Source organism: Variovorax sp. OAS795 (genome assembly GCF_040546685.1).
GTDB lineage: Bacteria > Pseudomonadota > Gammaproteobacteria > Burkholderiales > Burkholderiaceae_C > Variovorax.
In genome coordinates, this window is record NZ_JBEPOH010000001.1 from 1,806,429 (window position 1) to 1,831,847 (window position 25,419).

General features: G+C 68.7%; 28 protein-coding genes. 13 read left to right on the forward strand and 15 right to left on the reverse strand.

The genetic code is table 11. The annotated features are described in order from the left end of the window. Positions 1–3 precede the first annotated feature (3 nt). The 5 genes from kynU to ABID97_RS08620 form a co-directional block, all read right to left on the reverse strand. A complete protein-coding gene (gene kynU, locus ABID97_RS08600) occupies positions 4–1,290 on the reverse strand; it encodes a kynureninase (protein ID WP_354398099.1) in 1,287 nt (428 codons plus the stop codon). Between the two features lie 10 nt (positions 1,291–1,300). Continuing rightward, positions 1,301–1,951, reverse strand: coding sequence for an arylformamidase (gene kynB, locus ABID97_RS08605; protein ID WP_354398100.1), 651 nt, complete (start codon positions 1,949–1,951; stop codon positions 1,301–1,303). 77 nt (positions 1,952–2,028) lie between these two features. Then, positions 2,029–2,343, reverse strand: a complete 315-nt coding sequence (locus ABID97_RS08610; RefSeq protein WP_354398101.1) for a YkgJ family cysteine cluster protein — start codon at positions 2,341–2,343, stop codon at positions 2,029–2,031. Between the two features lie 34 nt (positions 2,344–2,377). Beyond that, the gene (locus ABID97_RS08615; RefSeq protein ID WP_354398102.1) at positions 2,378–3,733 is read right to left on the reverse strand and encodes a sensor histidine kinase; all 1,356 of its coding nucleotides are present in this window, start codon (positions 3,731–3,733) and stop codon (positions 2,378–2,380) included. Further along, positions 3,730–4,386: a response regulator gene (locus tag ABID97_RS08620; protein WP_354398103.1), complete on the reverse strand. Its 657-nt coding sequence runs from the start codon at positions 4,384–4,386 to the stop codon at positions 3,730–3,732. The genes ABID97_RS08615 and ABID97_RS08620 overlap by 4 nt, the downstream gene beginning before the upstream one ends. 83 nt (positions 4,387–4,469) lie before the next feature. On the opposite strand from ABID97_RS08620, the gene ABID97_RS08625 reads away from it, so the two are divergent. Next, positions 4,470–6,422, forward strand: a complete 1,953-nt coding sequence (locus ABID97_RS08625) for a S9 family peptidase (protein ID WP_354398104.1) — start codon at positions 4,470–4,472, stop codon at positions 6,420–6,422. Between the two features lie 22 nt (positions 6,423–6,444). Here the strand turns inward: ABID97_RS08625 and argF are convergent, their stop codons facing one another. Together argF and ABID97_RS08635 are read right to left on the reverse strand one after the other, a co-directional pair. Next, positions 6,445–7,380 carry an ornithine carbamoyltransferase gene (argF, locus tag ABID97_RS08630; RefSeq protein ID WP_354398105.1) on the reverse strand — a complete coding sequence of 312 codons (936 nt, stop codon included), beginning with the start codon at positions 7,378–7,380 and terminating at the stop codon, positions 6,445–6,447. Then, on the reverse strand, positions 7,377–8,585 hold the full coding sequence (locus ABID97_RS08635; RefSeq protein WP_354398106.1) for an aspartate aminotransferase family protein: 1,209 nt from the start codon (positions 8,583–8,585) through the stop codon (positions 7,377–7,379). Before ABID97_RS08635 ends, argF begins: the two co-directional genes overlap by 4 nt. Before the next feature lie 161 nt (positions 8,586–8,746). Here ABID97_RS08635 and ABID97_RS08640 point away from each other — a divergent pair, with 161 nt between their 5' ends. Then, positions 8,747–9,079 (forward strand): DUF3579 domain-containing protein, encoded by a 333-nt coding sequence (locus ABID97_RS08640; RefSeq protein WP_354398107.1) that lies wholly within the window; start codon positions 8,747–8,749, stop codon positions 9,077–9,079. Between the two features lie 133 nt (positions 9,080–9,212). Here the strand turns inward: ABID97_RS08640 and rpsT are convergent, their stop codons facing one another. Beyond that, the gene (gene rpsT / locus ABID97_RS08645; protein ID WP_007831346.1) at positions 9,213–9,527 is read right to left on the reverse strand and encodes a 30S ribosomal protein S20; all 315 of its coding nucleotides are present in this window, start codon (positions 9,525–9,527) and stop codon (positions 9,213–9,215) included. Positions 9,528–9,632: 105 nt separating this feature from the next. On the opposite strand from rpsT, the gene murJ reads away from it, so the two are divergent. The 6 genes from murJ (at position 9,633) to ABID97_RS08675 (ending at position 14,904) form a co-directional block, all read left to right on the forward strand. Further along, positions 9,633–11,186: a murein biosynthesis integral membrane protein MurJ gene (gene murJ, locus ABID97_RS08650; protein WP_354398108.1), complete on the forward strand. Its 1,554-nt coding sequence runs from the start codon at positions 9,633–9,635 to the stop codon at positions 11,184–11,186. Between the two features lie 132 nt (positions 11,187–11,318). Further along, positions 11,319–12,170: a SirB1 family protein gene (locus ABID97_RS08655; protein ID WP_354398109.1), complete on the forward strand. Its 852-nt coding sequence runs from the start codon at positions 11,319–11,321 to the stop codon at positions 12,168–12,170. After that, on the forward strand, positions 12,170–12,598 hold the full coding sequence (locus tag ABID97_RS08660) for a bleomycin resistance protein (protein WP_354398110.1): 429 nt from the start codon (positions 12,170–12,172) through the stop codon (positions 12,596–12,598). Before ABID97_RS08655 ends, ABID97_RS08660 begins: the two co-directional genes overlap by 1 nt. Before the next feature lie 129 nt (positions 12,599–12,727). After that, positions 12,728–13,156: a YciI family protein gene (locus ABID97_RS08665; RefSeq protein WP_354398111.1), complete on the forward strand. Its 429-nt coding sequence runs from the start codon at positions 12,728–12,730 to the stop codon at positions 13,154–13,156. 26 nt (positions 13,157–13,182) lie between these two features. Then, positions 13,183–13,602: a YciI family protein gene (locus ABID97_RS08670; RefSeq protein WP_354398112.1), complete on the forward strand. Its 420-nt coding sequence runs from the start codon at positions 13,183–13,185 to the stop codon at positions 13,600–13,602. Positions 13,603–13,605: 3 nt separating this feature from the next. Then, entirely contained in the window at positions 13,606–14,904 is a 1,299-nt protein-coding gene (locus ABID97_RS08675; protein WP_354398113.1) for an RNA polymerase sigma factor, read from the forward strand. Between the two features lie 15 nt (positions 14,905–14,919). Here the strand turns inward: ABID97_RS08675 and ABID97_RS08680 are convergent, their stop codons facing one another. From ABID97_RS08680 to purM, 5 genes are all read right to left on the reverse strand, one after another. Further along, positions 14,920–15,918, reverse strand: coding sequence for a GlxA family transcriptional regulator (locus ABID97_RS08680; RefSeq protein ID WP_354398114.1), 999 nt, complete (start codon positions 15,916–15,918; stop codon positions 14,920–14,922). Beyond that, positions 15,885–16,511, reverse strand: a complete 627-nt coding sequence (locus tag ABID97_RS08685) for a DJ-1/PfpI family protein (RefSeq protein WP_354398115.1) — start codon at positions 16,509–16,511, stop codon at positions 15,885–15,887. The genes ABID97_RS08680 and ABID97_RS08685 overlap by 34 nt, the downstream gene beginning before the upstream one ends. Continuing rightward, positions 16,508–17,092 (reverse strand): cysteine hydrolase family protein, encoded by a 585-nt coding sequence (locus tag ABID97_RS08690; RefSeq protein WP_354398116.1) that lies wholly within the window; start codon positions 17,090–17,092, stop codon positions 16,508–16,510. The genes ABID97_RS08685 and ABID97_RS08690 overlap by 4 nt, the downstream gene beginning before the upstream one ends. A 108-nt stretch (positions 17,093–17,200) precedes the next feature. After that, positions 17,201–18,265 (reverse strand): AI-2E family transporter, encoded by a 1,065-nt coding sequence (locus ABID97_RS08695; RefSeq protein WP_354398117.1) that lies wholly within the window; start codon positions 18,263–18,265, stop codon positions 17,201–17,203. Positions 18,266–18,307: 42 nt separating this feature from the next. Continuing rightward, positions 18,308–19,348 carry a phosphoribosylformylglycinamidine cyclo-ligase gene (gene purM / locus ABID97_RS08700; protein WP_354398118.1) on the reverse strand — a complete coding sequence of 347 codons (1,041 nt, stop codon included), beginning with the start codon at positions 19,346–19,348 and terminating at the stop codon, positions 18,308–18,310. A gap of 132 nt (positions 19,349–19,480) precedes the next feature. Between purM and hda the strand changes: the two genes are divergently transcribed. From hda to ABID97_RS08725, 5 genes are all read left to right on the forward strand, one after another. Further along, the gene (gene hda / locus ABID97_RS08705) at positions 19,481–20,167 is read left to right on the forward strand and encodes a DnaA regulatory inactivator Hda (RefSeq protein WP_354401706.1); all 687 of its coding nucleotides are present in this window, start codon (positions 19,481–19,483) and stop codon (positions 20,165–20,167) included. 18 nt (positions 20,168–20,185) lie between these two features. Then, positions 20,186–21,826: a polynucleotide adenylyltransferase PcnB gene (pcnB, locus tag ABID97_RS08710; RefSeq protein WP_354398119.1), complete on the forward strand. Its 1,641-nt coding sequence runs from the start codon at positions 20,186–20,188 to the stop codon at positions 21,824–21,826. After that, positions 21,823–22,479 (forward strand): 2-amino-4-hydroxy-6-hydroxymethyldihydropteridine diphosphokinase, encoded by a 657-nt coding sequence (gene folK / locus ABID97_RS08715; RefSeq protein WP_354398120.1) that lies wholly within the window; start codon positions 21,823–21,825, stop codon positions 22,477–22,479. Before pcnB ends, folK begins: the two co-directional genes overlap by 4 nt. Before the next feature lie 114 nt (positions 22,480–22,593). Continuing rightward, positions 22,594–23,238: a DUF47 domain-containing protein gene (locus ABID97_RS08720; protein ID WP_354398121.1), complete on the forward strand. Its 645-nt coding sequence runs from the start codon at positions 22,594–22,596 to the stop codon at positions 23,236–23,238. Between the two features lie 13 nt (positions 23,239–23,251). After that, entirely contained in the window at positions 23,252–24,262 is a 1,011-nt protein-coding gene (locus ABID97_RS08725) for an inorganic phosphate transporter (protein ID WP_354398122.1), read from the forward strand. Positions 24,263–24,268: 6 nt separating this feature from the next. Here ABID97_RS08725 and ABID97_RS08730 read toward each other — a convergent pair whose 3' ends face one another. Further along, complete coding sequence (locus ABID97_RS08730) at positions 24,269–24,715, reverse strand: NINE protein (RefSeq protein WP_354398123.1); 447 nt, start codon at positions 24,713–24,715, stop codon at positions 24,269–24,271. Beyond that, the gene (locus tag ABID97_RS08735) at positions 24,712–25,236 is read right to left on the reverse strand and encodes a GNAT family N-acetyltransferase (RefSeq protein WP_354398124.1); all 525 of its coding nucleotides are present in this window, start codon (positions 25,234–25,236) and stop codon (positions 24,712–24,714) included. Before ABID97_RS08735 ends, ABID97_RS08730 begins: the two co-directional genes overlap by 4 nt. Between the last annotated feature and the right edge of the window lie 183 nt (positions 25,237–25,419).

Genomic DNA, 25,419 nt, shown 5'->3' on the forward strand with positions numbered 1-25,419 from the left:
TTTTCAGGTCACTGCGTTCTTGCGGTTGAATTCCTCGCGCTTCCACTCGCCCGATTCGAGGACCTGCACCAGGTGCTCGACAGAGTTCCACACGTCCTCGAAGCCGAGGTACAGCGGCGTGAAGCCGAAGCGCAGGATGTCGGGCATCTGCGAATCGCCCGCGCGGTAGTCGCCGATCACGCCGCGCGCGATCAGCGCCTGCACGATGGGGTAGGCGCCTTCACCGCGGCCGAGGCACACCTGCGAGCCGCGCTGCGCATGCTCGCGCGGCGTGACCAGAGAGAGCCCCTGGCCCGCGCAGCGCTCTTCGACCAGCCGGATGAAAAGGTCTGTGAGTGCGAGCGACTTGGCGCGCAGCGCGGCCATCGCGCCGCGGCCGTCGTCGAAGGCTTCGGCCGCCAGCACGGTGTCGAGTCCGCACTCGAGCCCCGCGAGCGAAATGATCGGCTGCGTGCCGCAAAGGTAGCGGCCCACGCCCGGCGCGGGGCGGTAGTGCGGTGTGAACTCGAACGGCGCCGCGTGGCCCCACCAGCCCGACAGCGGCTGCTCGAACTTGCCCGCGTGCCGCGCATGGACCCACACGAACGCAGGCGCGCCCGGTCCGCCGTTCAGGTACTTGTAGCCGCAGCCGATGGCGTAGTCGGCGTTGCTTTCGTTGAGCGCCACGGGCACGGCGCCTGCGGAGTGCGCAAGGTCCCACACGGTAAGCGCGCCTGCCGCGTGCGCCGCGGCGGTAATGGCCTTCATGTCGTGCATGGCGCCGGTGCGGTAGTTGACGTGCGTGAGCATCAGCACGGCGACCTCGTCGGTCAGCACCGAACCCGGGCCTTGCAGTTCGCCCGCCTCGATCAGCTTGAGCGTGAAGCCGCGTTCGCGGCACAGCGACTCGGCGATGTAGAGGTCGGTCGGAAAGTTGCTGCGCTCGCTCACCACCAGCTTGCGGCCGCTGTCCTTTTGCTGCGAGAGCGCCGCGAACAGCACCTTGTAGAGGTTCACCGAGGTGCTGTCGGTGCACACCACTTCGCCGGGCGCGGCGCCGATCAGCCGCGCCAGCTTGTCGCCCAGGCGCTGCGGCAGGTCGAACCAGCTCGCGGTGTTCCACGAACGGATGAGGCCCCGGCCCCATTCCTCGGCAACGACTTCGGCGATGCGCGCCGGCGCGGCCTTGGGCAGCACGCCGAGCGAGTTGCCGTCCAGGTAGATCACGCCTTTGGGCAACGTGAATTGGTCGCGCAGTGCGCGCAGCGGGTCTTGCGCGTCGAGCGCGCGGCAGTCGTCAAGGGTGGTCATGGGTCGGGTTTCAGCGTGGAAGTTCGCGCAGTACGGCGCGAACGGGGGAGGCATCGGCGCTGACCAGCTTCAGCGGCAGCGCGATGAGTTCGTAGTCGCCCTCGGGCACATCGTCGAGCACGAGGTTCTCGAGCACGCGCAGGTCGAGGCGGCGGATGCGCTGGTGGCTCTCCAGTGTCTTGCTGTCGGCGGGGTCGATGCTGGCGGTGTCGATGCCGATCAGCTTCACGCCCATGGCCGCCAGCCGCTCGACGGTGGCCGGCGCGTAGGCCGCGAGGCGCGGATCCCAGTGGCCGACCGGCATGGCGGCATAGGTGCGCACCAGCACGCGCGGCGGCAGCTGGCTGGTGATGGCATGGGCGATGTGCTCCCACTCGATCAGCGGCCCCTTGGCGATGGCGTGGATCACGCGGCAGGGGCCGATGAAAGGCGCCAGGTCCACCAGGCCGATGGTCTGGCCTTCGGGGTCGTAGTGCAGCGGCGCGTCGGCGTGGGCGCCGACGTGCGGCGAGAGCGTGATCTCGCTGACGTTGACGGGGCAATCGGGTGAGATGGTCGCCGCCCATCGCTGCCGGTAGGGCGTGTCGCCGGGGAACACCGGCGCGCCTTCATGCACGGGCGGCGAGATGTCCCAGATGCGTTGCTCGAATGATGAAGCCATGGCGTGAAGTTAGCGCCCGGCGAGGGGTCGTGGTGTCGGTTATTTCCAACACCGTGCGTGACCAGATGAACCGCGGCTCAGTGCAGCGGCGGCAGCCCGTGGTGCGCGCGTGCCCGTTCGCAGGCATCGCTGCCGGCCTGCAGTTCGTGGCACGGGTTGGGGCGCCATTCGTAGATGCCGCAGGCCACCGCGTTGCCGATCTTCCCCGTGAGCGCGGCGCATCGCATCGGCGTGTGGTCGGTGCCGCGCATGCGGCAGAGCGCATCGTTCACCTCGACCGCCAGGCCGGACGGCACGCGGCCGCCGTTGTCGTCGAGTTCATGCACGCTGAAGTCGACGCGGTAGCTGGCGCAGCAGGCGCCGCATTGCTGGCAGGAGGTGGGCGTGGTCATCGGAGGGAATGCTAACGGCACCGCGATACGGGCACTAGGCTGCGGCCCAGGGCACGCAGACGCGGAATCCCACGCCCCGGCCTCGCAGCCCCTCGACGATCTCGACGACGCCGCCCAGGCGCAGCGTGGCCTCGCGGACGATCGACAACCCCAGGCCGGCGCCGCTGGCGCGCGCATCGCCGCCGCGGTGAAAGCGCTCGAACGCCCGCGCGCGCTGCGCCTCGGGAATGCCGGGGCCGTCGTCGCGGACTTCCACCAGCAGCTGGCCGTCTTCGATGCGCAAGCTCACGGCGATGCCGCTGCCCGGCACGCCGTGACGCAGCGCGTTGTCGACCAGGTTGCGCACGACCGATTCCATGGCCGGCAGGTCGATGCTGCCGTGCAGGGTGTCGGGCGCTTCCAGCGACAGCTCGCGCCCTTCGCGCAGGGCCGCCTGGGCGGCGTGGCCGAGCAGGGTGCGCATCCAGTGCGCCAGGTCGATGCGTGACGCCTGCGGCGTGCCGGCGCGGTCCAGCGCGGCCAGTTCGAGCAGTTGCTGCGCGAGGTGCGAGGTGCGTGCGATGGCGAGGTTCAGCTCGGCCTCGGCCTGCGCGCGCTGCGCCGCATCGGTGGCTTGCGCCAGCACATGGGCCTGTGCATTGATGACCGCCAGCGGGGTGCGGATCTCATGGGCCGCGTCCTGCACGAAGGCGCGCTCGCGCTGCACCGTGCCGCGCAGCCGCAGCAGCAAGGTGTCCAGCGCCTGCACCAGGGGCTTGAGTTCGCGGTAGCGCGCCGGCACGCCGACGGCACTCAGGTCGTCGCTCGGCCGCTCTTCGATCCGGCGCGCCAGTTGCTGCAGTGGGCGCAGGCTCGCGCGCACCGTGAGCCAGACCGCCAGCAGGACGAAGGGAAACGCCACCAGCAGGTAGGGCAGGATGAAGCTCGCGTTGTAGCGCAGGAAGGCACTGCCGGTGCGGCGCGGATTGAGAATCTGCAGCCGCCAGTGTGGGCTCGTGCGGTCATAGCGCCAGTAGGCGTCCCCGCCGGCAGCGGCACCCGTCCATCCTTCGGAGGCATAGACAAGGGCGCCGTGGCTGTCGCGCAGTTCGTAGCGCACGATCCCGGCCAGGCGCTTGTCCTGCGTGCGGCGGATGGCGGTCCAGCGCTCGGTGGCGGCCATCACCACGCGGGCTTGCCGCGGGTCCGGCGTCTCGTCGAGCGCGACCAGCAGCGCATCGCCGAACTGCTGGAACCCGGGTGCCTCGGCAAGGTACTTGCGGTTCTCGGCATAGAGATAGGCCAGCAGGGCGCACCAGATCAGCAGGAACACCAGCAGCGTCGACCCGGTGCCGCGCCGCACCAGCGACGGCTCGCTCACGCGGCGCCAGAGCGTGTGCAGCGCGCTCATGGTTCGAGCAGGTAGCCGACCCCGCGCACGGTGCGCACGCGCTCGGTGCCGATCTTCTTGCGCAGGTTGGAAACGTGCACTTCGATGGCGGCAAAGTCGACCGGATCGCCCAGCGGTTCCAGCCGCTGCGCCAGGCTGCTCTTGGCGACCACGGCACCGGGCTCGCGCGCGAGTTCCAGCAGGATCTGGAACTCGCGCTGCGACAGGGCCAGGGCCTGGCCCGCCAACTGCACCCGGCGGCGGCGCGGCTCGATCACGAGCTCGCCGAGGGTCCAGCTGTCGCTGGCCTGGCGCGCACTGCGCCGCAACACCGCGCGGATGCGTGAGATCAGTTCGGCGGTGGCAAAGGGCTTGAGCACGAAGTCGTCCGCGCCGCCATCGAGGCCGGCCAGCCGGTCGTCCAGCGCCGAGCGCGCGGTGATGACGATGATCGGCACGCGAACGCCGCTGCGGCGCCATGCGCGCAGCAGGTCGAATCCGCTGGCGTCCGGCAGGTTCAGGTCGAGCAGCACGCAGTCGACGCGGGCTGCATCGATGGCATGGGGCGCATCGGCGGCGCGGCGCATCCACTCGCTGGTGAAGTGCTCGACCTTGAGGGTGGCCTGAAGCGCACGCCCGAGGTCGAGATCGTCTTCGATGAGCAGGATGTGCATGGCTTCATTGTGGCTTGTGCACCTTTGGGAATGCCAAAGGTTGGGCGGCCCACAATCCAGCCATTCAACAAGGAGAAGATTCCATGACGCCGAGAATCCTGATCGCGCTCGCCTGGGCCGCACTGCTGGGCGGCTGCGCTGTGGGGCCCACGCATCCGGCGCTGCAAGACCAGCCGCTGTCGCCGCTGATCCCCGTTCGCGAGTTTGTCGCGAACGTGGAGGGCACCGGCCAGTACCGCGTGTCGCCCGACGGCGCATGGCTCGCATGGAAGGGCGTCAGCGGCTTGAAGCCGGCGGTGTGGGTGAAGACCTTGGCGAGCGGCGAAACCCGCGCGATTCCACTGCCCGCCCAATCCTTCGTCTGGTCGGGCGACAGCCGCTTTCTCCTGCTGACGGTGGATCGCACCGGCGACGAGGACACGCATGTGTTCGCCGTCGATATGGCGCGCAGCGATGCGCAGCCGGTCGACCTGACACCGTTCAAGGGCACGCGTTCGCGGATCCAGCGGCGGGTCGAGAACAGCGCGGATGTCGTCGTGACTTCCAACGAGCGCGACAAGAAGGTCTTCGACCTGCTGCGCATCGATCCGGCCACCGGTGCCCGGACCCTGCTTGCCCGCAATCCCGGCAATGTCATGAGCTGGTCGGTGGACCGCGACGGGCGGCTGCGCGCACGTTCGGTGCAGGACGGGGAGGCCGGGTACCTGCAGGTGCCCGAGGGCGGCGACTGGCGCACGACGCTGCGCTGGCAGAAGGGCGAGTCCTGGTGGATCGCGGACTTCGTGCCCGGCACGCACACGGCATGGGCCGTCTCCGGCCGCGGGCGCGACAAGCAGGCCCTGGTGCGCATCGATCTCGAGACGGGTGCCGAACAAGTGTTCCACGAAGAGGCCGAGGTGGATGTCGAGCAGGTGCTGATGAGCCGGCGCACCCATGCGCCGCTCGCCGCCTATTCGACGCCCGGCTATCCGCGCGCCAGGTATTTCGATGCGGCGCTTGCGGCGCGGCTCGGCCCCTTGAGCGGCGGCGCTCCGGCCGCAGTCCACGTGACCAGCATGGCCACGGACGGCCAGACCATGACCGTCAGCGTCGGCACCGACCGGGGCTGGAAGTACTACCTGCTGCGCGATGCCGCCGCGCCGCCCGAACTGCTCGGCGAAAGCAGCACCGCCGGCCTGGCGTCAGCGTTGGCCGCGACAAGGCCGATCGCCTACACCGCACGCGACGGCCTGCAGATCCATGGCTACCTGACGCTGCCCGCGGGCGCGCAGGCACGCGCGCTGCCGATGGTGCTGCTGGTTCACGGCGGCCCCTGGGCGCGCGACCTGTGGACCTACCAGGGCTCCAACCGGAGCGTGCAGCAGTTCCTCGCCAATCGCGGCTACGCGGTGCTGCAGGTGAACTACCGCGGCTCGACCGGCTACGGCCGCGCCTTCATGGAAAAGGCCGTGGGCGAATTCGCCGGCAAGATGCACGACGACCTCGTCGACGGCGTGCGCTGGGCGGTGGCCGAAGGCTTGGCCGATCCGGCGCGGGTCGCCATCTATGGCGCAAGCTACGGCGGCTACTCGGCGCTGGTGGGCGCCACGATGACGCCCGAGACCTTTGCCTGCGCGGTGGATGCGGTCGGCATGTCCGATCTCTCGCGGCTGATCGAGAACGCGCCCGCCTACTGGTCGCTGGGCCTGCCCTGGTGGAGGCGCTACGTGGGCGATCCGGCCGATCCGGCGCAGCGCAAGGTCCTGGATGCCAAGTCGCCCATCAACCATGTGTCCAACGTGCGCGGGCCGCTGCTCATCATGCATGGCGTGAACGACCCGCGCGTGAAGTTCGACCAGTCGGAGCGCATGGTGGCGGCCCTGCGCAGGGCCGGCAAGCAGGTCGAGTTCGTGAGCTTCCAGGACGATGGCCACGGCAACCAGAAGTGGACCAACAACCTCGCCATGTACCGCCATGCAGAGGATTTTCTCGCGCGCTGCCTCGGCGGCCGCAGCAGCGGCTTCGACTACTACCAGCTCGGCGCCTGGGCTTTCTGAGCGAGCCGGCCGGCGTTGCGGGCTACAGGCGGCCGAGCAGCAGGAATTCCATCAGCGCCTTCTGCGCGTGGAGGCGGTTCTCGGCTTCGTCCCACACCACCGACTGCGGGCCATCGATGACCTCGGCCTGCACTTCCTCGCCGCGGTGCGCGGGCAGGCAGTGCATGAACAAGGCGTCGGGCTGGGCGATGCGCATCATGTCCTCGTCGACGCACCAGTCGGCAAAGGCCTTGCGGCGCGCCTCGTTCTCGGACTCGTAGCCCATGCTGGTCCAGACGTCGGTGGTGACGAGGTCGGCGCCGCGGCAGGCTTCCATCGGGTCCTTGAAGACCTGGTAGCTGTCGGCCGAGCGCAGGCCCGCCACCGACTGGTCGACCTCGTAGCCGCTGGGCGTGCTCACGTGCACCTTGAAGCCCAGGATCTCGCTCGCCTGCAGCCAGGTGTTGGCCATGTTGTTGCCGTCGCCGACCCAGGCCACCGTCTTGCCCTGGATGGAGCCGCGGTGCTCGATGTAGGTGAAGATGTCCGCGAGGATCTGGCAGGGGTGGAACTCGTTGGTCAGGCCGTTGATCACCGGCACGCGCGAGTGCGCCGCGAAGGTGTCGATCTTGGTCTGCTCGTAGGTGCGGATCATCACCAGGTCGACCATGCGGCTGATGACCTTGGCGCTGTCCTCGATGGGCTCGGCGCGGCCCAGCTGGCTGTCGCCGGTGGTCAGGTGCACCACGCTGCCGCCGAGCTGGTACATGCCCGCCTCGAAGCTCACGCGGGTGCGCGTGCTGGCCTTCTCGAAGATCATGGCCAGCGTGCGGTCGGTCAGCGGCTGGTGCTTTTCATAGGTCTTGAACTTCTTCTTGATGATCGCCATGCGCTCGAAGAGGTAGGCGTACTCGTCGGCCGTGAAGTCCGAGAACTGCAGGTAGTGGCGGATCGCGTGGGGCGTGGTGGCGGTCGTCATTGCGCTGCGGGCTCCGACAGGAAAGTTTTCACCAGGGGCGCGAGGATGGCGACGATCTCGTCGGCCTCGGCAATGCTCAGGATGAGCGGCGGCACGAGGCGGATCACCTTGTCGGCCGTGACGCTCAGCAGCAGGCCCGCGTCGCAGGCGCGGTTCAGGATCACGCCGCAGGGGCGGTCCAGCTCGATGCCCAGCATCAGGCCCTGGCCGCGGATCTCCTTCACGCCGGGCAGGCCGCCGATCTCGCGCTCCAGCGCGCTCCTGAGGTGCTCGCCGACGGTGGCGGCGTTCTCGAGCAGCTTGTGCTCTTCCATGATGCGGATCGTCTCGATGCCGGCGCGCATGGCGAGCGGGTTGCCGCCGAAGGTGGTGCCGTGGTTGCCCGGGCCGAAGATGTTGGCGGCCTTGGGGCCGGCCACCACCGCGCCGATCGGCACGCCCGAGCCCAGGCCCTTGGCGAGCGGCATCACGTCGGGCTTGATCCCGGCCCACTGGTGCGCGAACCATTTGCCGGTGCGGCCCATGCCGCATTGCACTTCGTCGATCATCATGAGCCAGTCGCGCTCGTCGCACAGCGCGCGCACCTGCTTCAGGTATTCCCAGCGCATCGGGTTGATGCCGCCTTCGCCCTGGATGGTCTCGAAGAACACGGCCACCACGTTGGGGTTGCCTTCGGTGGCTTGCTTGAGTGCCGCGATGTCGTTCAGCGGCACGCGGATGAAGCCCTCGACCAACGGGCCGAACCCGGCCTGTACCTTCGGGTTGCCCGTGGCCGATAGGGTGGCGATGCTGCGGCCGTGGAACGCGGCCTCGTACACCACGATCTCGGGCCGCTCGATGCCCTTGTCGTGGCCGAACTTGCGCGCGAGCTTCAGCGCGGCTTCGTTGGCTTCGAGGCCGGTGCAGCAGAAAAACGCGTTGGTCAGGCCCGACAGCTCGGTGAGCTTGGCGGCCAGCTGTTCCTGGCCCGGCACGTGGTAGTAGTTGGAGCTGTGGATCAGCTTGGCGATCTGGTCCTGCAGCGCGGGCACCAGCTCCGGGTGGTTGTGGCCCAGGGTGTTCACCGCGATGCCGCCGAGGCCGTCCAGGTACGCCTTGCCCGTGGTGTCCCAGACTCGGCAGCCCTGGCCGTGCGACAACGCGATCGGCAGGCGACCGTAGGTGTTCATGACGTGGGGCGAGGTGGGCTGGGCGGTAGCGCTCATTCGGGTTCTCCAGAAAGGGAACCGCGGATTCTAGGCGCGTGGTCCGACAGCTTCATTGAGGATTCCGCATCACAGCAATGCCCACCGTCCGGGAGGCAAAAGCGGGCCGGATAGAATCTCTTGTTGCACCGCAGCACCTGCTCCGGGCGCCTCATTCAACGATGATTTCCCCCACTGCCAAAGAAATCTTCATCCAGGGCATCACTCATGATGGCCGGACTTTTCGACCGAGCGACTGGGCCGAGCGGCTGGCCGGCGTGATGTGTTCTTTCCGGCCCGGGGGCGCCTATCCGGGCAGCCACCTGAGCTACTCGCCCTGGTGCGTGCCAACCACCCTCAACGGCGTCAAGTGCGTGGTCGTGAACCGCGCCCTGCGCGATGCCGAACCCATGGCCTGGGACTTCTGCGTCAACTTTGCGCGGGACAACGACCTGCAGGTGGCCGAAGCCTGCCTCGTGCCCGACGCCGCACCGCCCGCCGAACCCAAGACCTGAGCCGTTGGTTCTCCCCGCGGGAATCGACCGGCCATGAAAAAACCGCCCGAAGGCGGTTTTTTACACTTTGCTGCAGCGCACCCCGTTCAAACGGCGGACTGGAGGATTCCGGTCCGGGCTTGCCTGACAGGTGTCAGGCGGCTGCCTTTTCAGGCGCGAGGGCGAGGGCCTTGACCTTCGCCGACAGGCGGCTCTTGTCGCGAGCTGCCTTGTTCTTGTGGAAGATGCCCTTGTCGGCGACGGTGTCGACGATGCTCTGGGCCTTCGCGAAGAGTTCGCTCGCCTTGGTCTTGTCGCCGGCCAGGACGGCCTTTTCGACATTCTTCACGGCGGTACGGTATTTGGAGCGCAGCGAGGTGTTCGCGGCGTTGAGCTTGGTGTCCTGACGGACGCGCTTACGGCCGGAGGCGAGGCGCGGGTTCTTTTTCTTGGGCTTGGCGGATGCCATGGTTTAGTTCCTTAGGTGTCTGAGGATGATGCAGCAAAGCCCTCCATTATAGGCCGGGTTGGCTTTTTCGCCGAATCGCGGCTTGGCGGGCCCTACACTCGCCCCGTGTCCCTGCTCAAATCCGCTTCCACCGTTTCGCTTCTGACGCTCGCATCGCGGATCACGGGCCTCGTGCGCGACGTGCTCTTTGCCTCTGTGTTCGGCGTCAGCGCCCTGACCGACGCCTTCAACGTCGCGTTCCGCATTCCCAACCTGTTCCGGCGGGTTTTCGGCGAAGGCGCCTTCAGCCAGGCCTTCGTCCCGGTGCTGGCCGCGCGCAAGACCGAGGCCGGCGAGGAGGGCGCCAAGGCGCTGATCGACCACGTCGCCACGCTGCTCACCTGGGCGCTGGTGGTCCTGTGCGTGGCCGGCGTGCTCGGCGCGCCCTGGCTGGTGTGGGCCATGGCGAGCGGGCTGGCGGGGTTCGACGCGGCCGTGGTCATGACGCGCTGGATGTTCCCCTACATCGGCTTCATGTCGCTGGTGGCGCTGGCGGGCGGCGTGCTCAACACCTGGCGCAAGTTCGCAGTGCCGGCGGCGTCGCCGGTGTTGCTGAACCTCTCCCTGATCCTTGCCATCGTGGCGGGCGCACCCCTCTTCAGGCGCTACGGCATCGAGCCCATCTATGCGCAGTGCGCCGGCGTGCTGGTCGGCGGGGTGCTGCAACTGGCGCTGCAGGTGCCGGCGCTGCGCGCACTGGGCCTCATGCCGCGCATCGGCGCGAGCTGGAAGGCGCTGCGCGCGGCCTGGGCCGACCCCACCACGCGCAAGGTGCTGAAGCTGATGCTGCCCGCCTTGCTGGGGGTCAGCGTGGCGCAGATATCGCTGCTCATCAATACGCAGATCGCCTCGCACCTCGCGGTGGGCAGCGTGACCTGGGTGAGCAATGCCGACCGGCTGATGGAATTCCCGACCGCGATGCTGGGCGTTGCGCTCGGCGTGGTGCTGATGCCGCAGCTTGCGGGCGCCCGCGCCGCCAAGGACGACGCGCGCTACTCGTCCCTGCTCGACTGGGGCCTGCGGCTGGTGATCCTGCTTTCGGCGCCGTGTGCCGTCGCGCTGCTGCTCTTTGCCCAGCCGCTGGTGGCCGTGCTGTTCCACAACGGTGCCTACCAGGGCGAGGACGTGCGCCGCACCACCGTGGCGCTGATGGGCTACGGCGTGGGCCTGGTCGGGCTGGTGGCGGTCAAGGTGCTCGCGCCGGGCTACTACGCCCGGCAGGACACGCGCACGCCCATGCTGATCGCCATCGGCGTGCTGGTGCTGACCCAGGTCCTCAATTTCTTTCTCGTGCCGCTGCTGCAGCATGCCGCCTTGACGCTGACCATCGCCATCGGCGCGCTGGTCAACGCGGTCTGGCTGCTCGTGGGCCTGATCCGCCGCGGCAGCTACCGGCCCGAGCCGGGATGGGGAAAATTCGTCCTCCAGGTGCTGGCCGGCGCGCTGGTGCTGGCGGCCCTGCTGGCCTGGGGTTCGCGCCATTTCGACTGGATCGGCCTGCGCGAGCAGCGCTTCCATCGCATCGGCTTGCTGGCCGCCTTGATCGCCGGCGCAGCGCTGCTGTATTTCGCCGTCCTGGCGGCGGTGGGCGTGCGCCTGCGCAGTTTCATGCGGCGGTAAATGCCCCGGCGTTGACCCGGCGAAGGTCCGGCGGCGAAACCGTGCCGGGGCCCCGCCCACACGCGTGTCTGCAAATTGCGCAAGCTGAAAACACCGCCTTGACGCTCCCCGAATGCTCCTCTACAAAGACACATGACGTTCAGCTTCCAGGTTCCCACCGCACTCGCGTACTTCGAATCGCTGGTGCAGAGCGACGACCACTTTCCGCTCCTGGAGGCGGCTGCCAGCCTCGCCCAGGACGAATACCCCGACCTCGACGTGCAGCAGGTGCTCGGCGATGTCGACCAGCTGCTGGCTCGCCTCAAGCGCCGGCTGCCGGCCGACGCCGCCCCGCTGGCGCGGCTGCGCGCACTCAACCAGTTCTTCTTCAACGACCTGAACTTCGGCGGCAACGTCAACGACTACTACGACCCCGACAACAGCTACCTGAACGCCGTCCTGCGCACGCGCCGCGGCATCCCCATCTCGCTCGCGGTGCTGTGGATGGAACTGGCGCAGGGGCTGGGGCTGCAGGCGCGCGGTGTGGGCTTCCCGGGCCACTTCATGCTCAAGGTCACGCTGCCCAAGGGGCAGGTGGTCATCGATCCCTTCACCGGCAAGTCGCTCTCGCGTGAAGAACTGGGCGAGCGGCTGGAGCCCTACAAGCGAAGCAACGGGCTGGTCGGCGACTTCGACGTGCCGCTCGGCCTCTACCTCCAGCCGGCCAGTTCGCGCGAGATCATCGGCCGCATGCTGCGCAACCTGAAGGAAGTGCACCGGGCCCAGGAAGACTGGCAGCGCGCCATCGCGGTGCAAGACCGCCTGATTGCGCTGCTGCCCACCGCCTGGGGCGAATACCGCGACCGCGGCATCGCGCACGCCGAGCAAGGCAACACCGCGGCCGCCGTGCGCGACCTCGAAACCTACCTGGCCCATGCCGAAGACGCACTCGACGTCGACGCCATCGCCGAACGCGTGGCCGCGCTGCGGCGCGCCTCGAACTGATGAACGCCGGGGACGGCGTCGCCGCCGCGCCCGATCTGGGCACGCGGCATGAATTCCATGGCGTGCAGCCGGTGCTGCCGGTGTCCGACGTCTCGCGCGCCGCGCGCTGGTTCCGCGACGTGCTGGGCTTCGAACTCGACTTCATCGCCGGCGAGCCGCCCAGCTACGCCCGGGTCAAGAAAGGCGACCGCAGCTACGGCGATCCCGTCTACCTGCGGCTGTGGCAATGCAACACGCGCGGCACGCCGCCATGGCGCGGCGAGATCGTGATCCACGTGGGCAAGGACGTGGACGGCCTGCATGCCGCCTACGTGAAGCGCGGCGTGACCGTGGTCGAGCCGCCCACCTCCCAGCCCTGGGGCCTGCGCGAGTTCGCGATCCGCGAACCCGATGGACACATCCTGCGCTTCTGCGGCTATCTGCCCTGACTTGCTGATACAAAAAATTGCAGATCGATCGCCGCGGCTGTGTCGATCCTTCGCTGGCTCGCGCGACGTGTGAACAGGAGCGCGTGGTTCTTGCGGCTCCCCACCTCATCGACCTTCAGGAGGAACGACATGCGATTCATGGTTCTGGTCAAGGCCAACAAGGATTCCGAAGCGGGCGTGATGCCCAGCACCGAAGTGCTCACCGCCATGGCCAAGTTCAACGAGGAACTGGTGAAAGCCGGCGTGCTGCTGGCGGGCGAAGGCCTGCACCCTTCGTCCAGGGGCGTTCGTGTGCGCTGCGAAGGGCGCAAGCGCACCGTCATCGACGGCCCCTTCGCCGAGACCAAGGAACTGCTCGCGGGCTTCTGGCTGCTGCAGGTCAAGTCGAAGGAAGAAGCCGTCGAATGGATCAAGCGCAGTCCGTTCGAGGAAGGCGAGATCGAGATCCGCCAGGTGTTCGAAGCCGCCGACTTCGGCGACGCGATGACGCCCGAGCTGCTGGCGCAGGAAGAGCGCCTGCGCGCGGAGTCCGAGGCCCGCACCCAGGCCGGCGGCTGAGCGGCCGAAGCGCGAGGAGACCCGCCATGCGATTCATGCTGCTGATGATTCCCCACGGCTACGAAACCGCGCCGCCCGGCACCATTCCCGACGACGTCGATGCGGTCGGAGCCATGATGGCCTACAACGAATCGATGCAGAAAGCCGGCGTGCTGATCAGCTGCGACGGCCTGCATCCGCCTTCGATGGGCGCGCGCGTGAGCTTTCCGGGGCGCAAGCCCAAGGTGGTGGACGGCCCGTTTGCCGAAGCCAAGGAAGTGCTCGGCGGCTACTGGATCATCGATGTGCCCTCGCGTGCCGACGCCATCGAATGGGCCACCCGCTGCCCCGGCGGCGAGAACGAGGTCATCGAGGTCCGGCAGATCCAGGAGATTGCCGACTACCCGCCCGAGGTGCAGGCCCTGACCACCGAATTGGCGTCGATGCAGGCGCTCAGGAAGCCATAAGGCATGAGCGCTCCGGAGGATGGCCAGGCCGCCATCCACCGCACCATCGAGGCGGTGTGGCGCATCGAGTCGGCGAAGATCATCGCCACGGTGGCGCGCATGGTGCGCGACGTGGGGCTGGCCCAAGAGCTGGCCCAGGACGCGCTCGTCTCGGCCCTGGAGCAATGGCCCGGCGCCGGCGTGCCCGACAACCCGGCGGCCTGGCTCACCGCCGTGGCCAAGCGCCGCGCGCTCGACCGCCTGCGCCATGGCCAGCTGGCCGAGCGCAAGGCCCCCGAGATCGGCCGGGAACTCGATGCGCAGCACGAGATGGCGCAGGCCGACTTTGCCGACGCGGTGGATGCGGCGATCGACGACGACATCGGTGACGACCTGCTGCGGCTGGTGTTCACCGCCTGCCACCCGGTGCTTTCGACCGAGGCGCGCGTGGCGCTCACACTGCGGTTGATGGGGGGCCTCGCGACCGACGAAATTGCGCGTGCCTTCCTGGTGCCGGAGGCCACCATTGCGCAGCGCATCGTGCGCGCCAAGCGCACGCTGCTCGAAGCGCGCGTGCCCTTCGAGGTGCCGCGCCGGCATGAGCTCGAGGCGCGGCTCGCCTCGGTGCTCGAGGTGCTCTACCTGGTCTTCAACGAAGGCTACTCGGCCACGGCCGGGGACGACTGGATGCGCCCCGCGCTGTGCGACGAAGCCATGCGCCTGGGCCGTGTCATGGCCGAACTGATGCCGGATGCCGCGGAGGTGCACGGCCTCGTGGCGCTGATGGAAATCCAGGCGTCCCGCACGGCGGCCCGCGTGGGCCCGTCGGGCGAGCCGGTGCTGCTGCTGGAGCAGAACCGTGCGCGCTGGGACCACATGCTGATCCGCCGGGGCCTCGCGGGACTGGCCCGCGCGGAGGCGCTGGGCGGCGCCCTCGGCCCTTATGCGCTCCAGGCCGCGATCGCCGCCTGCCACGCCCGGGCGCGCACCGCCGGCGAAACCGATTGGCCGCGCATCGCGGCGCTGTACGACGCGCTGGCTGCGCTGTCGCCGTCGCCCATCGTCGAACTGAACCGCGCCGTTGCGCTGTCGATGGCCTTCGGGCCGGCCGCGGGGCTCGAAGTGGCCGATGCGCTCGCCGGCGAGCCGGCATTGCAGGGCTACCACCTGCTGCCGGTGGTGCGCGGCGACCTGCTGTTCAAGCTCGGCCGCCGCGACGAGGCACGGAGGGAATTCGACCGCGCCGCCGCGCTCACGCGCAACACGCGCGAGAAGACATTGCTGCTGGCGCGCGCCCGTGCCTGCGCCTTGCCGGAGCGCTGAGTCCCTGACCGGCCGCTAGGCTCTTGGCAGCGGCGTGGAGGCCGAGGGCGAGCCCGGCAGGCCGAATTGATGCCAGGCGCGCCGCAGCTGGGTGTCCGACCCGAAGCCGGAAATTTCCGCCGCCCGCGTCACGCTCGCACCCGACGCCAGCGCAAGCTGCGCCGCCGCGAGCCGCAGCCGGCGCAGGTAGGCCAGCGGCGCCACGCCCGCATGTTCGACGAAGAGCCGCGTCAGGTGCCGCGCCGAGGTGTGGGCCACCTCGGCCATCCGGGGCACGCTCCAGTCGGCCTGCGGCTGCTCGCTGACGGCGTCCTGCACCCGGTGCAGTGCCGCGTGCAGGTGGTTGCGGTAGGCGAGGAAGGGCGACAGTTCCGGGTCGTGCGGACCGCGCCGCTGCGCCACCACCATCGTTTGCGCCACCTGGGCCGCGAGCGGCTCGCCGCACTCATCCGCGATGCGGTGCAGCAGCAGGTCGATGCCGGTGGTGACGCCGGCGCTGCTGTAGACCGGCGGATCGATCACGAACACGCGGTTGGCCACCACGTCGCAGCGCGGCTCCACCGCACGCAGTTCGTCCAGGTGATGGTGGTGCGTGGTCGCGCGCCGGCCCGCGAGCGCGCCCGCGTGCGCGGCGAGCAGGGCGCCGGCACAGACCGTGATCAGCTCGAGCCGGCCGCGCTCGAAGCGCTGGCCCCGCAGCCAGTGCAGCAGGTCCTGTGTTTCGGCGTTGTCCACTGCAATGGAGTCGCCGGGCAGGCCGACCAGCACGATCCAGGCCGGTCCGGTCCACTGCGCCGGCAGGGGCGCGAGATCGGCGAGCATCACACCCACGGAGCCGATCGACGTGGGGCGCGGGCTGGCGAATTCGATCTCGAAGCGCTCGGGCCGGCCCGCGGCGACGAGCCGCTGGTTCGCGATGCGCAGTGCCTCCGCCGGGCCGGCCCAGTCGAGCACCAGGCTGCCCGGCAGCAGCACGAACACTACGCGGATGGGTGGCTGCTGCGGGAGTTCCATGGGCAGTCCATCTGGCGCGCGGTGCGTTCGGCCAGCGCGCGGCCGGCCAGCCGTTCGACCAGGTACAGGCTCATGTCGATGCCGGCGCTGATGCCCGCGGAGCTGACGACGTGGCCGCTGTCGACCCAGCGCTCGCTTTCGCGCACGTCGAGCAAGGGAAACTGCGCGCGCAGATCCGCGATGTCTTCCCAGTGCGTGGTGACGGCCTCGTGCGTGACCACGCCGCTTTTGGCCAGCAGGAAGACACCGGTGCAGACCGAGGCGGCCAGCTGCGCGCCGCTCGCGCATTCGGCGATCCAGCGCAGGGTGGCATCGCTCGCCATCGGCGCATCGACCACGCCGCCGGGCACGACCAGCAGGTCGGCTTGCGGGCTGGCGGCCAGGTCATGGTCCGCCAGCAGGCGCAGGCCGGCGCGCGCCTGCACCGGGTGGCCGCCGTTGGCGAGTGCCACCGACGCGACCTCGAACGGGGCCGGCGTGCCGGGGTTCATGCGCTGGCTGACGCGGCTGGCCGTGGTGAACACCTCGAACGGGCCTGCGAAGTCGAGTGCCTCGACACCGTCGTAGGCGAGGATGCGGACGCGCAAGGTCATGCCGACACGCTTTCGCAGGCCTCGTTGCCGGCGCGCTGCAGGGCCTCGGCCACGCTGCACACGGTGGCGAAGCGGCCGTCCAGCACGGCCGCGGTGCGCGCCTTGATGTCGGCGGCGGCCAGCGGGCGCCCATCGGGCTGCACCATGTCGAAGGTCAGCGTGGCCTCGGTCACGTAGTCGACCTCCCAGCCCAGGTCGGACGCGTGTCGCGTGGTGGTCTCGCAGCATTGCTCGGTGCGGATGCCGCTCACGATCAGTCGGCCGATGCCTTGCCGGGTGAGCCAGGCGTCCAGGCCGCTGTTGACCAGCGCGCTGTGCCGGTGCTTGGTGAAGGTGGCCGCCGCTTCGAAAGGCGCCAGCCCCCCGATCGGCCGCACGAAGCCCGACTCGACGGCGAAGGGATGGCTTGCCACGGCGGGCTCGTCGACATGGAAGACACGCACGATGGGAATGCCGGCGGCAACGCAGCCTTCGATCAGCGCGTTCTGCGCGGCGAAGTAGGGCCGGGCGACTTCTTCGGACCAATAGGCGCGCTGCCGGAACGATTCCTGGGCGTCGATCACAATCAGACAGGATTTCATGGGGCGTGGCCCGAAGGGCATAGTGGATGATGCCGCCTATTCTTCAGCGCCGCGAGCCCGCGGTCCGCGCCGAAGCGGACCAGAATCGATCAGATCAGGACATCGCCGCTAGACGAGCTCGGCCGCCTGGAGCTCTTTCTTGAGGTAGGCGTAGAAGAGTGGCGCCGCAACCAGGCCGGCCGGACCGAACACCGCTTCGGCCACGAACATGACCGCCAGCAGCTCCCACACCCGCATCTGCGTGCGGCTGCCGACCACCTTGGCGTTGATCACGTATTCAGCCTTGTGGATGACGATCAGGAAGATCAGGCACGCGAGCGCCGTGATCGGCGACACCGAGAGCGCCACCAGCGTGATGACCGAGTTGCAGACCAGGTTGCCCACGATCGGCACCAGACCCGCCACGAAGGTCAGCGTGATGAGTGCGGGCGTGTAGGGCAGGTGAGGGCCCCACAGCGGCATCAGGAACAGCAGGAAGATGGCGGTCAGCAGCGTGTTGAAGGCCGCGATCCAGAACTGCGCGGCAACGATCTGGCGGAAGGCTTCGCCGAAGATGGTGATGCGCCGGTACAGCTGCGCGGCCAAGGGCCGGTGCCGCAGCGGCGGCGGCGCAATGGCGGCCAGCCCGCCGACGATCAGCCCCACATAGGCGAACAGCAGCCCGCCGAGCCAGGCCCGCCCGGCCAGTGCCAGGGAGCCGGCCTGCGCCCGCAGGTAGTTGGCCACCACGCGCTGGATTTCGGCCGCGCCCTCGGGCAGGTAGATGGCGATCTCGGGCGGAAGCTTGAGCCGCAGCTCGAGCACGGTGCGCGCGGTGAAGTCGAGCAGGTCGCGGTACTGGTCGGGGGCGTCGAGGATGTATTCGCGCGCCTCCGACAGGCCGAGCGTCACCAGCGCGATAGGTCCCAGCAGCACCAGCGTGACAGCAAGGATCCGCGACACCACGCCGGCACGCCCGGGCGACAGCCCGAGCCGCGCGAGCCCGTTGCCGATCAGGCGCGCGAACCAGCGCGCGGCCAGGAAACCGATGCACACGCACAAGAGGCCCGGCAGCAGGTGCTCCCACATCACCAGCAGCAGCGCGGCCGGCATCAGCAGGTAGCTGGCCAGCACCACGTTGCGCGAAGCCGGCCTGGGCTTGGGATCGATGGTGACGACGGTGGGTTTGGGCATCGGGGTCCGGGTGCTGCGCGCGCGTAGCCTCGGAGGAAAAGATCAGCCGACGATCACGGCGGCTCCCGCGCCGCGCTCGGCGATGGTGCCGATCTCGAACACCGATTCGCCCGCCGCGCGCAGCGTGGCGGCGCAGGCGGCGGCCTCGGACGCATCGATCACCACCACCATGCCGATGCCGTTGTTGAAGGTGCGGTTCATCTCGATGTCGTCGATGCCCGCCACCTTCTGCAGCCAGGCGAAGAGTTCGGTCTGCGGCCAACTGCCCTTCTTGAGGTGGGCGGCCGTGCCTTCGGGCAGCACGCGCGGAATGTTCTCGAGCAGGCCGCCGCCGGTGATGTGGGCCAGCGCCTTGATCGGGTGCCGGGCCAGCGCTTCGAGCACCGGCTTCACATACAGGTGGGTGGGTTCCATCACGGCTTCGCGGAAGGGCTTGCCGTCGAGCGTGGCGGGCAGGTCGGAACCCGCGCGTTCGATCACCTTGCGCACCAGGCTGAACCCGTTGGAATGCACGCCGGCCGAGGCAAGGCCCAGCACCACGTCGCCGGGCTTGACGTTCTGGCCCGTGAGGATCTTCGACTTTTCGACAGCGCCGACCGCGAAGCCCGCCAGGTCGTACTCGCCGGCCGGGTACATGCCGGGCATTTCGGCGGTTTCGCCGCCGATCAGCGCACAGCCGGAAATCTCGCAGCCGCGCGCGATGCCGCCGATCACGGCCGCGGCCGTGTCCACGTCGAGCTTGCCGCAGGCGAAGTAGTCGAGAAAGAAGAGCGGCTCGGCGCCCTGCACCAGCACGTCGTTGACGCTCATGGCCACGAGGTCGATGCCGACCGTATCGTGCATGTTCCATTCGAACGCCAGCTTGAGCTTGGTGCCCACGCCGTCGGTGCCGCTCACCAGCACCGGCTCCTTGTAGCGCTTGGGCACCTCGAACAGCGCGCCGAAGCCGCCGATGCCGGCCAGCACGCCTTCGCGAAGGGTCTTCTTGGCGAGGGGCTTGATGCGGTCGACCAGGGCGTCGCCGGCATCGATATCGACACCGGCATCCTTGTAGCTGAGCGGGGTGGGCGTAGGGGAAGTCATGGTCGGACGGTGTCGGGAAAGGGGCGGGAAGGAAGCAGGAAGGTGGGGGCGCCGGTCACCGAAGCGGCCGGGCCGATAGAATTCCTCACGATTTTAAGGGCCCTCCGGGCCCCCTCCATGAACCTTCCCGGGATGAAACAGCTCGCGCTCGATATCGGCATTGCGACGGGCCCCAGCTTCGACGCTTTTTTTGCCGGCCCCAACGAGGCGGCGCTGCGGCACCTGCAACTGTGGGTGGGCGGCGCCGGCCAGGCGGTGCCGCACTCTCCCGTGCCCACCTATCTTTGGGGCGAAAGCGGCAGCGGCAAGACCCATCTGCTCGAATCAGTGCGTGTCGCACTGCGCGAGCAGGGCGCGAGCGTGGGCTGGCTGCATGCCGGGCTGCTGGAGCCGCCCGAGTTCGACGAGCGCTGGGGCGCCGTCCTGCTCGACGACGTTCACCTGTACACCGCGGTGCAGCAGCACGCGGCCTTCAACTGGTTCGTCAACGCGCAGAGCCTGCAGCGCGGCGTGGTCGCCGCGGGCGCCCTGCCGCCGGCGGACCTGCCGCTGCGCGAAGACCTGCGCACCCGGCTGGGCTGGGGCCACGTGTTCCACCTGCAGGTGCTGAGCGAAAGCGAACGCCGCGCGGTGCTGCGGCAGGCCGCCGACGCGCGCGGCGTCATGCTGTCGGACGACGTGCTCGACTTCATGCTGCACCGCTTCAGCCGCGACCTGGGCAGCCTCATGGAGCTGCTCACGCAGCTCGATGGCTATGCCCTGCAGACACAGCGCGCGATCACGATCCCGCTGATCCGATCCATGCTCGAAAGCGAATAAGAAGAGCTTCAACCAACAATGATCAAGAAATTCATCGACAAGCTGCTCGGCAAATCGGCCGGCGGCACACAGGGCAAGAGCCGCTTCGGCAAGCGCCAGGAGGTGCCGGCGGAGGTTCACAGGATCGATCCCGCCCTGGTCGACGAACGCGCGAAGAACGTCGTCACCACCCTCCAGCAGGCCGGCTACGAAGCCTATGTGGTGGGCGGCGCGGTGCGCGACCTGCTGCTGGGCCTGCGCCCCAAGGACTTCGACGTGGCCACCAATGCCACGCCGGAGCAGGTCAAGTCGCTGTTCCGGCGCGCCTTCATCATCGGGCGGCGCTTTCGCATCGTCCACGTGGTGTACGGGCGCGGCCGCGAGCACGAGGTGATCGAGGTTTCGACCTTCCGCGCCTACATGGACAACGCCGCGGCCGAGCAGGTGAAGGGCAACGAGCGCACCAGCAAGGGCGAGCTCGCGGGCATGACGCACGCGGTCGATTCGACCGGCCGGGTTCTGCGCGACAACGTCTGGGGCCCGCAGGACGAAGACGCGGCGCGCCGCGACTTCACCGTGAACGCCATGTACTACGACCCGGCCAACCAGATCGTGGTCGACTACCACAACGGCATCAAGGACGCGCAGAAGCTCACGCTGCGCATGATCGGCGATCCGGCCACCCGCTACCGCGAAGACCCGGTGCGCATCATTCGCGCGATCCGCTTCTCGGCCAAGCTCGCGGCGCTGGGTTTCAAGATGGAAACCAAGACCGCCGCACCGCTGGTCGAGTCGAGCAAGCTGCTGGCCGACGTGCCGCAGAGCCGACTGTTCGACGAAATGCTCAAGCTGCTGCAGACCGGCCATGCCATTGCCACCGTCGAGCAGCTGCGCAAGCTGGGGCTGGTCACGGGCATCTACCCGCTGCTCGACGTGGTGGTCGAGCGCGCCGATTCGCCGTTCGTGAAGGCGGCCCTGCAGGACACCGACCGCCGCGTGGGCGAAGGCAAGCCCGTGGCGCCCAGTTTCCTGCTGGCCTGCGTGCTCTGGGCCGACGTGCGCGACGGCTGGGCCCAGCGCATCGAAGGCCGGCATGGCCAACGCGCGCAGCCGCCTTTCCCGGCGCTGCAGGACGCGATCGACGACGTGTTCAACGCCCGCATCGGCGACGTGTCGGGCCGCGGCAAGCTGGCCGCCGACATGCGCGAGATCTGGATGATGCAGCCGCGCTTCGACAAGCGCACCGGCTCCACGCCCTACAGCCTGGTCGAGCAGGCGCGCTTTCGCGCCGCCTTCGACTTCATGCGCCTGCGCGCCGACGTGGGCGAGGTCGGCGAGGCCATCGCCGAGTGGTGGCAGGAATTCAGCACGGCCGACGACGTGCGCCGGCAAGACCTGCTGGAACAGGTGCGCGACGAGCAGAAGACCCGCCAGCGCGTGAGAACGCGAGACCCGGTGCCTTCGAAGCCCCGCGACGAGCTGCCTGGGCGGCAGCGGCAGGACCGCCAGGATGCCGACGAGCCGGCACAGCCGGACGACGAGCTGGAAACCGAAACCGCGGGCGCGGCGGGCGATGGCGAAGCCGCGGCGCCGCGCAAGCGCCGGCGCCGCCGGAAGCCGCGCGCCGGTGGCGGCGGTGGCGGTGCAGGCGAGGGCGGCGGGAGCGCCGCAGGCGAATGAGCGCCCCCAACCGGCCGAAGGACGGCAAACCCGGCGGCAAAAGCGGCGGCAGGAGCCAGACCGCGCCGCCGCGCAGCGGTGCCGCCAGGCCGAAGAGTGGACCGGCGCCCGTGCGCCGCGCCTCCAGCCGGCCCTCGGGCAAGGTGGCGCCCGGCAGCCCGGCCGCACGCCGCACGCGCGAGGACTACCCGACCGTGCAGGCTTTCGTCGCCATCGGCGCCAACCTGGGCGACGCCCAGGCGGCGGTCAAGGCGGCCATGGACGCCATCGGCACCATCGAGCGCACGGTCGTCACCGCGCGTTCGTCGCTGTACCGCAGCGCGCCGGTCGATGCGGAAGGCCCCGATTTCATCAACGCGGTGGTCGCCGTGCGCACCGGGCTCACGGCCGAGGCGTTCCTGGCCGAACTGCACCTGCTCGAGGAGCAGGCCGGGCGCGAGCGGCCGTTTCCCAATGCGCCGCGCACGCTCGACCTCGACCTGCTGATGCACGGCAATGCGATTAAGGACACGCCCGCGCTGACCTTGCCGCACCCGCGCATGCGCGATCGCGCCTTCGTGCTCAAGCCCCTGGCCGAAATCGCGCCCGACAAGGTGCCGCGCGCAGCGCTCGCCCGCGTTTCGTCCCAGGTCATCGAGCGGATTCGCGTCTGAGCGGGCCGGCGGGGAACCCCGCCGCGCAGGCGAAATTGCGCCGCCCATTACACTTGCGCGGTTTTTCATGACGTTGTCACGCATTTGTGGCAGCCGCGAACCCAGGAGAGCGCCATGTTTGGCAAGCTGCTGCCCCGCGAGGGGAATTTTTTCGAGATGTTCAACCAGCACGCCGAGCGCATTGTCGAAGCGGCGCGGGCGTTCGAGCAACTCGTGGCCAATTACAACGACGTGCACCTGCGGGAGCAATACAACCGCGACGTCGACAATGCCGAGCGCGCGGCCGACCGTGTCACGCACGACGTCAACCGGCTGATCCACAAGACCTTCATCACGCCCATCGACCGCGAGCAGATCCACAAGCTCATCAACACGATGGACGACGTGGCCGACCTGATCCAGGACTCGGCCGAGACCATGGCGCTGTACGACGTGCGCCACATGACCGACGAGATCGTGCGCCTCACGGCCCTGAGCGTGAAGTGCTGCGACCGCCTGAAGGACGCCGTCAAGTTCCTGAGCAAGATCGCCGATCCGGCGGTGGCCGAGGCCACGCTCAAGACCTGCGAGGAGATCGACCGCCTCGAGTCCGACGCCGACCGCGTGATGCGCAGTGCCATGAGCAAGCTGTTCCGCGAGGAGCCCGATGTGCGCGAGGTGATCAAGCTCAAGGCAATCTATGAATTGCTCGAGACGATCACCGACAAGTGCGAGGACGTGGCCAATGTGATCGAGGGCATCGTCCTCGAGAATTCCTGATCGGCAGCACTCGATGGCAACGGTTCAGGTCGCCCTCTGGGTGGTGATGGTGCTGGTCGCGCTCGCGATCCTGTTCGACTTCATGAATGGCTTCCACGACGCGGCGAACTCGATCGCCACCGTGGTGTCGACCGGCGTGCTCAAGCCCGGACACGCCGTGCTGTTCGCGGCCTTCTTCAACCTGATCGCGATCTTCATCTTCCACCTGAGCGTGGCGGCCACGGTCGGCAAGGGCATCGCACAGCCCGGCGTGGTCGATGTGCACGTGGTCTTCGGTGCGCTCGTCGGCGCCATCAGCTGGAACCTCGTGACCTGGTACTACGGCATCCCCAGCAGCTCGTCGCACGCGCTGATCGGCGGCATCGTGGGTGCCGTGATCGCGAAGACCGGCACCAGCGGCCTCGTGGCCACCGGCATCTGGAAGACGGTGGCCTTCATCTTCGTCTCGCCGTTCCTCGGCTTCGTGCTCGGTTCGATGATGATGGTGGTGGTGGCCTGGGGCTTCCGGCGGGCCACGCCGTCGCGGGTCGACCGCTGGTTCCGGCGGCTGCAGCTGGTTTCGGCCGGGGCCTACAGCCTGGGCCACGGCGGCAACGACGCGCAGAAGACCATCGGCATCATCTGGATGCTGCTGATCGCCACCGGCTACGCCTCGGCCACCGACGCGACCCCGCCCACCTGGACCATCGTGAGCTGCTATGCCGCCATTGCGCTGGGCACCATGTTCGGCGGCTGGCGCATCGTGAAGACCATGGGCCAGAAGATCACCAAGCTCAAGCCCGTGGGCGGCTTCTGCGCCGAAACCGGCGGCGCGCTGACGCTGTTCCTGGCCACCGCACTGGGCATTCCGGTGTCGACCACCCACACCATCACCGGCGCCATCGTGGGCGTGGGCTCCGCGCAGCGCGCCAGTGCCGTGCGCTGGGGCGTGGCGGGCAACATCGTCTGGGCCTGGATCTTCACGATCCCGGCCTCGGCGTTCGTTGCGGCGATTGCCTACTGGGTCAGCCTGCAGATTTTCTGACTCCAGCTACTGCGAAATCTTCCGGCCTTCCTCGACCTGGTGCTCGAAGTAGCGCTGGAAGCTGAACACGATGCTGGCCATCAGCACCGTGGTGCCGAAGAGCAGCGCGAGCACCACGGCGCCGATCGTGGCCCAGTTGGTGCGGCCCGGCGCGGCGTCCGAAGGCGCACCGCCGTTGAAGCGGGCGTTCCATTTCTCGGGCGTCATGAGGCCGTAGACGATGGCCATCAACGCACATCCCGCGATGGTGAAGCCCAGGAGCGGAATCAGCACCCAGCTCCATCCGTCGTCCAGGCCGTACATGCGTGCGCGCTCGATGCCGTAGAAGCCCAGCGCCGTGGGAATGGGCAGCAGCCAGCCGAGCCAGTCGCCCATGCCGCGCAGGTAGAAGCGGTGCAGGCCCAGCGGGCCGCCCAGGAAGGAGAGCCAGGCGGCAACGGTCTTGTTTTTCATTCGGGTTTGGTCGTGCTGCCTTGGCCGAGCACCTTTTCCATCAGGACCACGTCGCGCCATTCGCCGAATTTCCAGCCGCAGTCCTTGAGCACGCCCACGTGCGTGAAGCCCTGGCTGCGATGGACGCCGACCGAACCTGCATTGGCCGAGTCGCCGATGACGGCGATCAGCTTGCGCACGCCCACCGCTTCCGCGGCCTGCGAGAGGGCTGCGAGCAACTGGCCGCCCAAGCCCCGCCCGCGCGCGTTTTCCGAAATGTAGATCGAGTCTTCGGCTGAAAAACGGTACGCCGGACGCGGCTTGAACCAGTTGCAGTAGGCAAAACCCAACACTTCGCCGTGGTCCTCGGCCACGATGTAGGGCAGGTTCTTGCCGAGCACGTCGGCGCGCCGCGCGGACATGTCGGCCACAGAGGGCGCTTCGGTCTCGAAGGTGCCGGTGCCGTTCAGCACGTGATGGGCGTAGATGGCCGTGATGGCTGCGACATCTTCGTCGCGGCTGGGGCGGATGGTGAGGGTCATGCAGGTGGAAATCGAAGCGCGGCAAGCGCTGGAATTGGATAAAACGCGGGTCGGGCTATAATCGCAGGCTTTTCAGCGTGTCGCTGGCCGGGTGGCCATGTCGCGTGTCTCGACGCTGAAAGAACACTGTGAGCGGGCCTCCTGTCCAGAAGACGGGCCTGCTGCACCACCCAAGGATAAATC

What these genes read in the sequence shown, in the direction of transcription:
- ABID97_RS08680 (WP_354398114.1), bottom strand. Translation starts at nt 15,918, where the DNA reads ATGGAACTCCCGCAGCAGCCACCCATCCGCGTAGTGTTCGTGCTGCTG.
- rpsT (WP_007831346.1), bottom strand. Translation starts at nt 9,527, where the DNA reads ATGGCATCCGCCAAGCCCAAGAAAAAGAACCCGCGCCTCGCCTCCGGC.
- ABID97_RS08660 (WP_354398110.1), top strand. Translation starts at nt 12,170, where the DNA reads ATGAACGCCGGGGACGGCGTCGCCGCCGCGCCCGATCTGGGCACGCGG.
- ABID97_RS08730 (WP_354398123.1), bottom strand. Translation starts at nt 24,715, where the DNA reads ATGAAAAACAAGACCGTTGCCGCCTGGCTCTCCTTCCTGGGCGGCCCG.
- ABID97_RS08725 (WP_354398122.1), top strand. Translation starts at nt 23,252, where the DNA reads ATGGCAACGGTTCAGGTCGCCCTCTGGGTGGTGATGGTGCTGGTCGCG.
- ABID97_RS08665 (WP_354398111.1), top strand. Translation starts at nt 12,728, where the DNA reads ATGCGATTCATGGTTCTGGTCAAGGCCAACAAGGATTCCGAAGCGGGC.
- ABID97_RS08610 (WP_354398101.1), bottom strand. Translation starts at nt 2,343, where the DNA reads ATGACCACGCCCACCTCCTGCCAGCAATGCGGCGCCTGCTGCGCCAGC.
- ABID97_RS08625 (WP_354398104.1), top strand. Translation starts at nt 4,470, where the DNA reads ATGACGCCGAGAATCCTGATCGCGCTCGCCTGGGCCGCACTGCTGGGC.
- hda (WP_354401706.1), top strand. Translation starts at nt 19,481, where the DNA reads ATGAAACAGCTCGCGCTCGATATCGGCATTGCGACGGGCCCCAGCTTC.
- ABID97_RS08735 (WP_354398124.1), bottom strand. Translation starts at nt 25,236, where the DNA reads ATGACCCTCACCATCCGCCCCAGCCGCGACGAAGATGTCGCAGCCATC.
- ABID97_RS08620 (WP_354398103.1), bottom strand. Translation starts at nt 4,386, where the DNA reads ATGCACATCCTGCTCATCGAAGACGATCTCGACCTCGGGCGTGCGCTT.
- purM (WP_354398118.1), bottom strand. Translation starts at nt 19,348, where the DNA reads ATGACTTCCCCTACGCCCACCCCGCTCAGCTACAAGGATGCCGGTGTC.
- ABID97_RS08635 (WP_354398106.1), bottom strand. Translation starts at nt 8,585, where the DNA reads ATGAGCGCTACCGCCCAGCCCACCTCGCCCCACGTCATGAACACCTAC.
- folK (WP_354398120.1), top strand. Translation starts at nt 21,823, where the DNA reads ATGAGCGCCCCCAACCGGCCGAAGGACGGCAAACCCGGCGGCAAAAGC.
- ABID97_RS08640 (WP_354398107.1), top strand. Translation starts at nt 8,747, where the DNA reads ATGATTTCCCCCACTGCCAAAGAAATCTTCATCCAGGGCATCACTCAT.
- ABID97_RS08615 (WP_354398102.1), bottom strand. Translation starts at nt 3,733, where the DNA reads ATGAGCGCGCTGCACACGCTCTGGCGCCGCGTGAGCGAGCCGTCGCTG.
- ABID97_RS08670 (WP_354398112.1), top strand. Translation starts at nt 13,183, where the DNA reads ATGCGATTCATGCTGCTGATGATTCCCCACGGCTACGAAACCGCGCCG.
- ABID97_RS08695 (WP_354398117.1), bottom strand. Translation starts at nt 18,265, where the DNA reads ATGCCCAAACCCACCGTCGTCACCATCGATCCCAAGCCCAGGCCGGCT.
- ABID97_RS08685 (WP_354398115.1), bottom strand. Translation starts at nt 16,511, where the DNA reads ATGACCTTGCGCGTCCGCATCCTCGCCTACGACGGTGTCGAGGCACTC.
- kynU (WP_354398099.1), bottom strand. Translation starts at nt 1,290, where the DNA reads ATGACCACCCTTGACGACTGCCGCGCGCTCGACGCGCAAGACCCGCTG.
- argF (WP_354398105.1), bottom strand. Translation starts at nt 7,380, where the DNA reads ATGACGACCGCCACCACGCCCCACGCGATCCGCCACTACCTGCAGTTC.
- ABID97_RS08690 (WP_354398116.1), bottom strand. Translation starts at nt 17,092, where the DNA reads ATGAAATCCTGTCTGATTGTGATCGACGCCCAGGAATCGTTCCGGCAG.
- ABID97_RS08675 (WP_354398113.1), top strand. Translation starts at nt 13,606, where the DNA reads ATGAGCGCTCCGGAGGATGGCCAGGCCGCCATCCACCGCACCATCGAG.
- ABID97_RS08720 (WP_354398121.1), top strand. Translation starts at nt 22,594, where the DNA reads ATGTTTGGCAAGCTGCTGCCCCGCGAGGGGAATTTTTTCGAGATGTTC.
- kynB (WP_354398100.1), bottom strand. Translation starts at nt 1,951, where the DNA reads ATGGCTTCATCATTCGAGCAACGCATCTGGGACATCTCGCCGCCCGTG.
- ABID97_RS08655 (WP_354398109.1), top strand. Translation starts at nt 11,319, where the DNA reads ATGACGTTCAGCTTCCAGGTTCCCACCGCACTCGCGTACTTCGAATCG.
- pcnB (WP_354398119.1), top strand. Translation starts at nt 20,186, where the DNA reads ATGATCAAGAAATTCATCGACAAGCTGCTCGGCAAATCGGCCGGCGGC.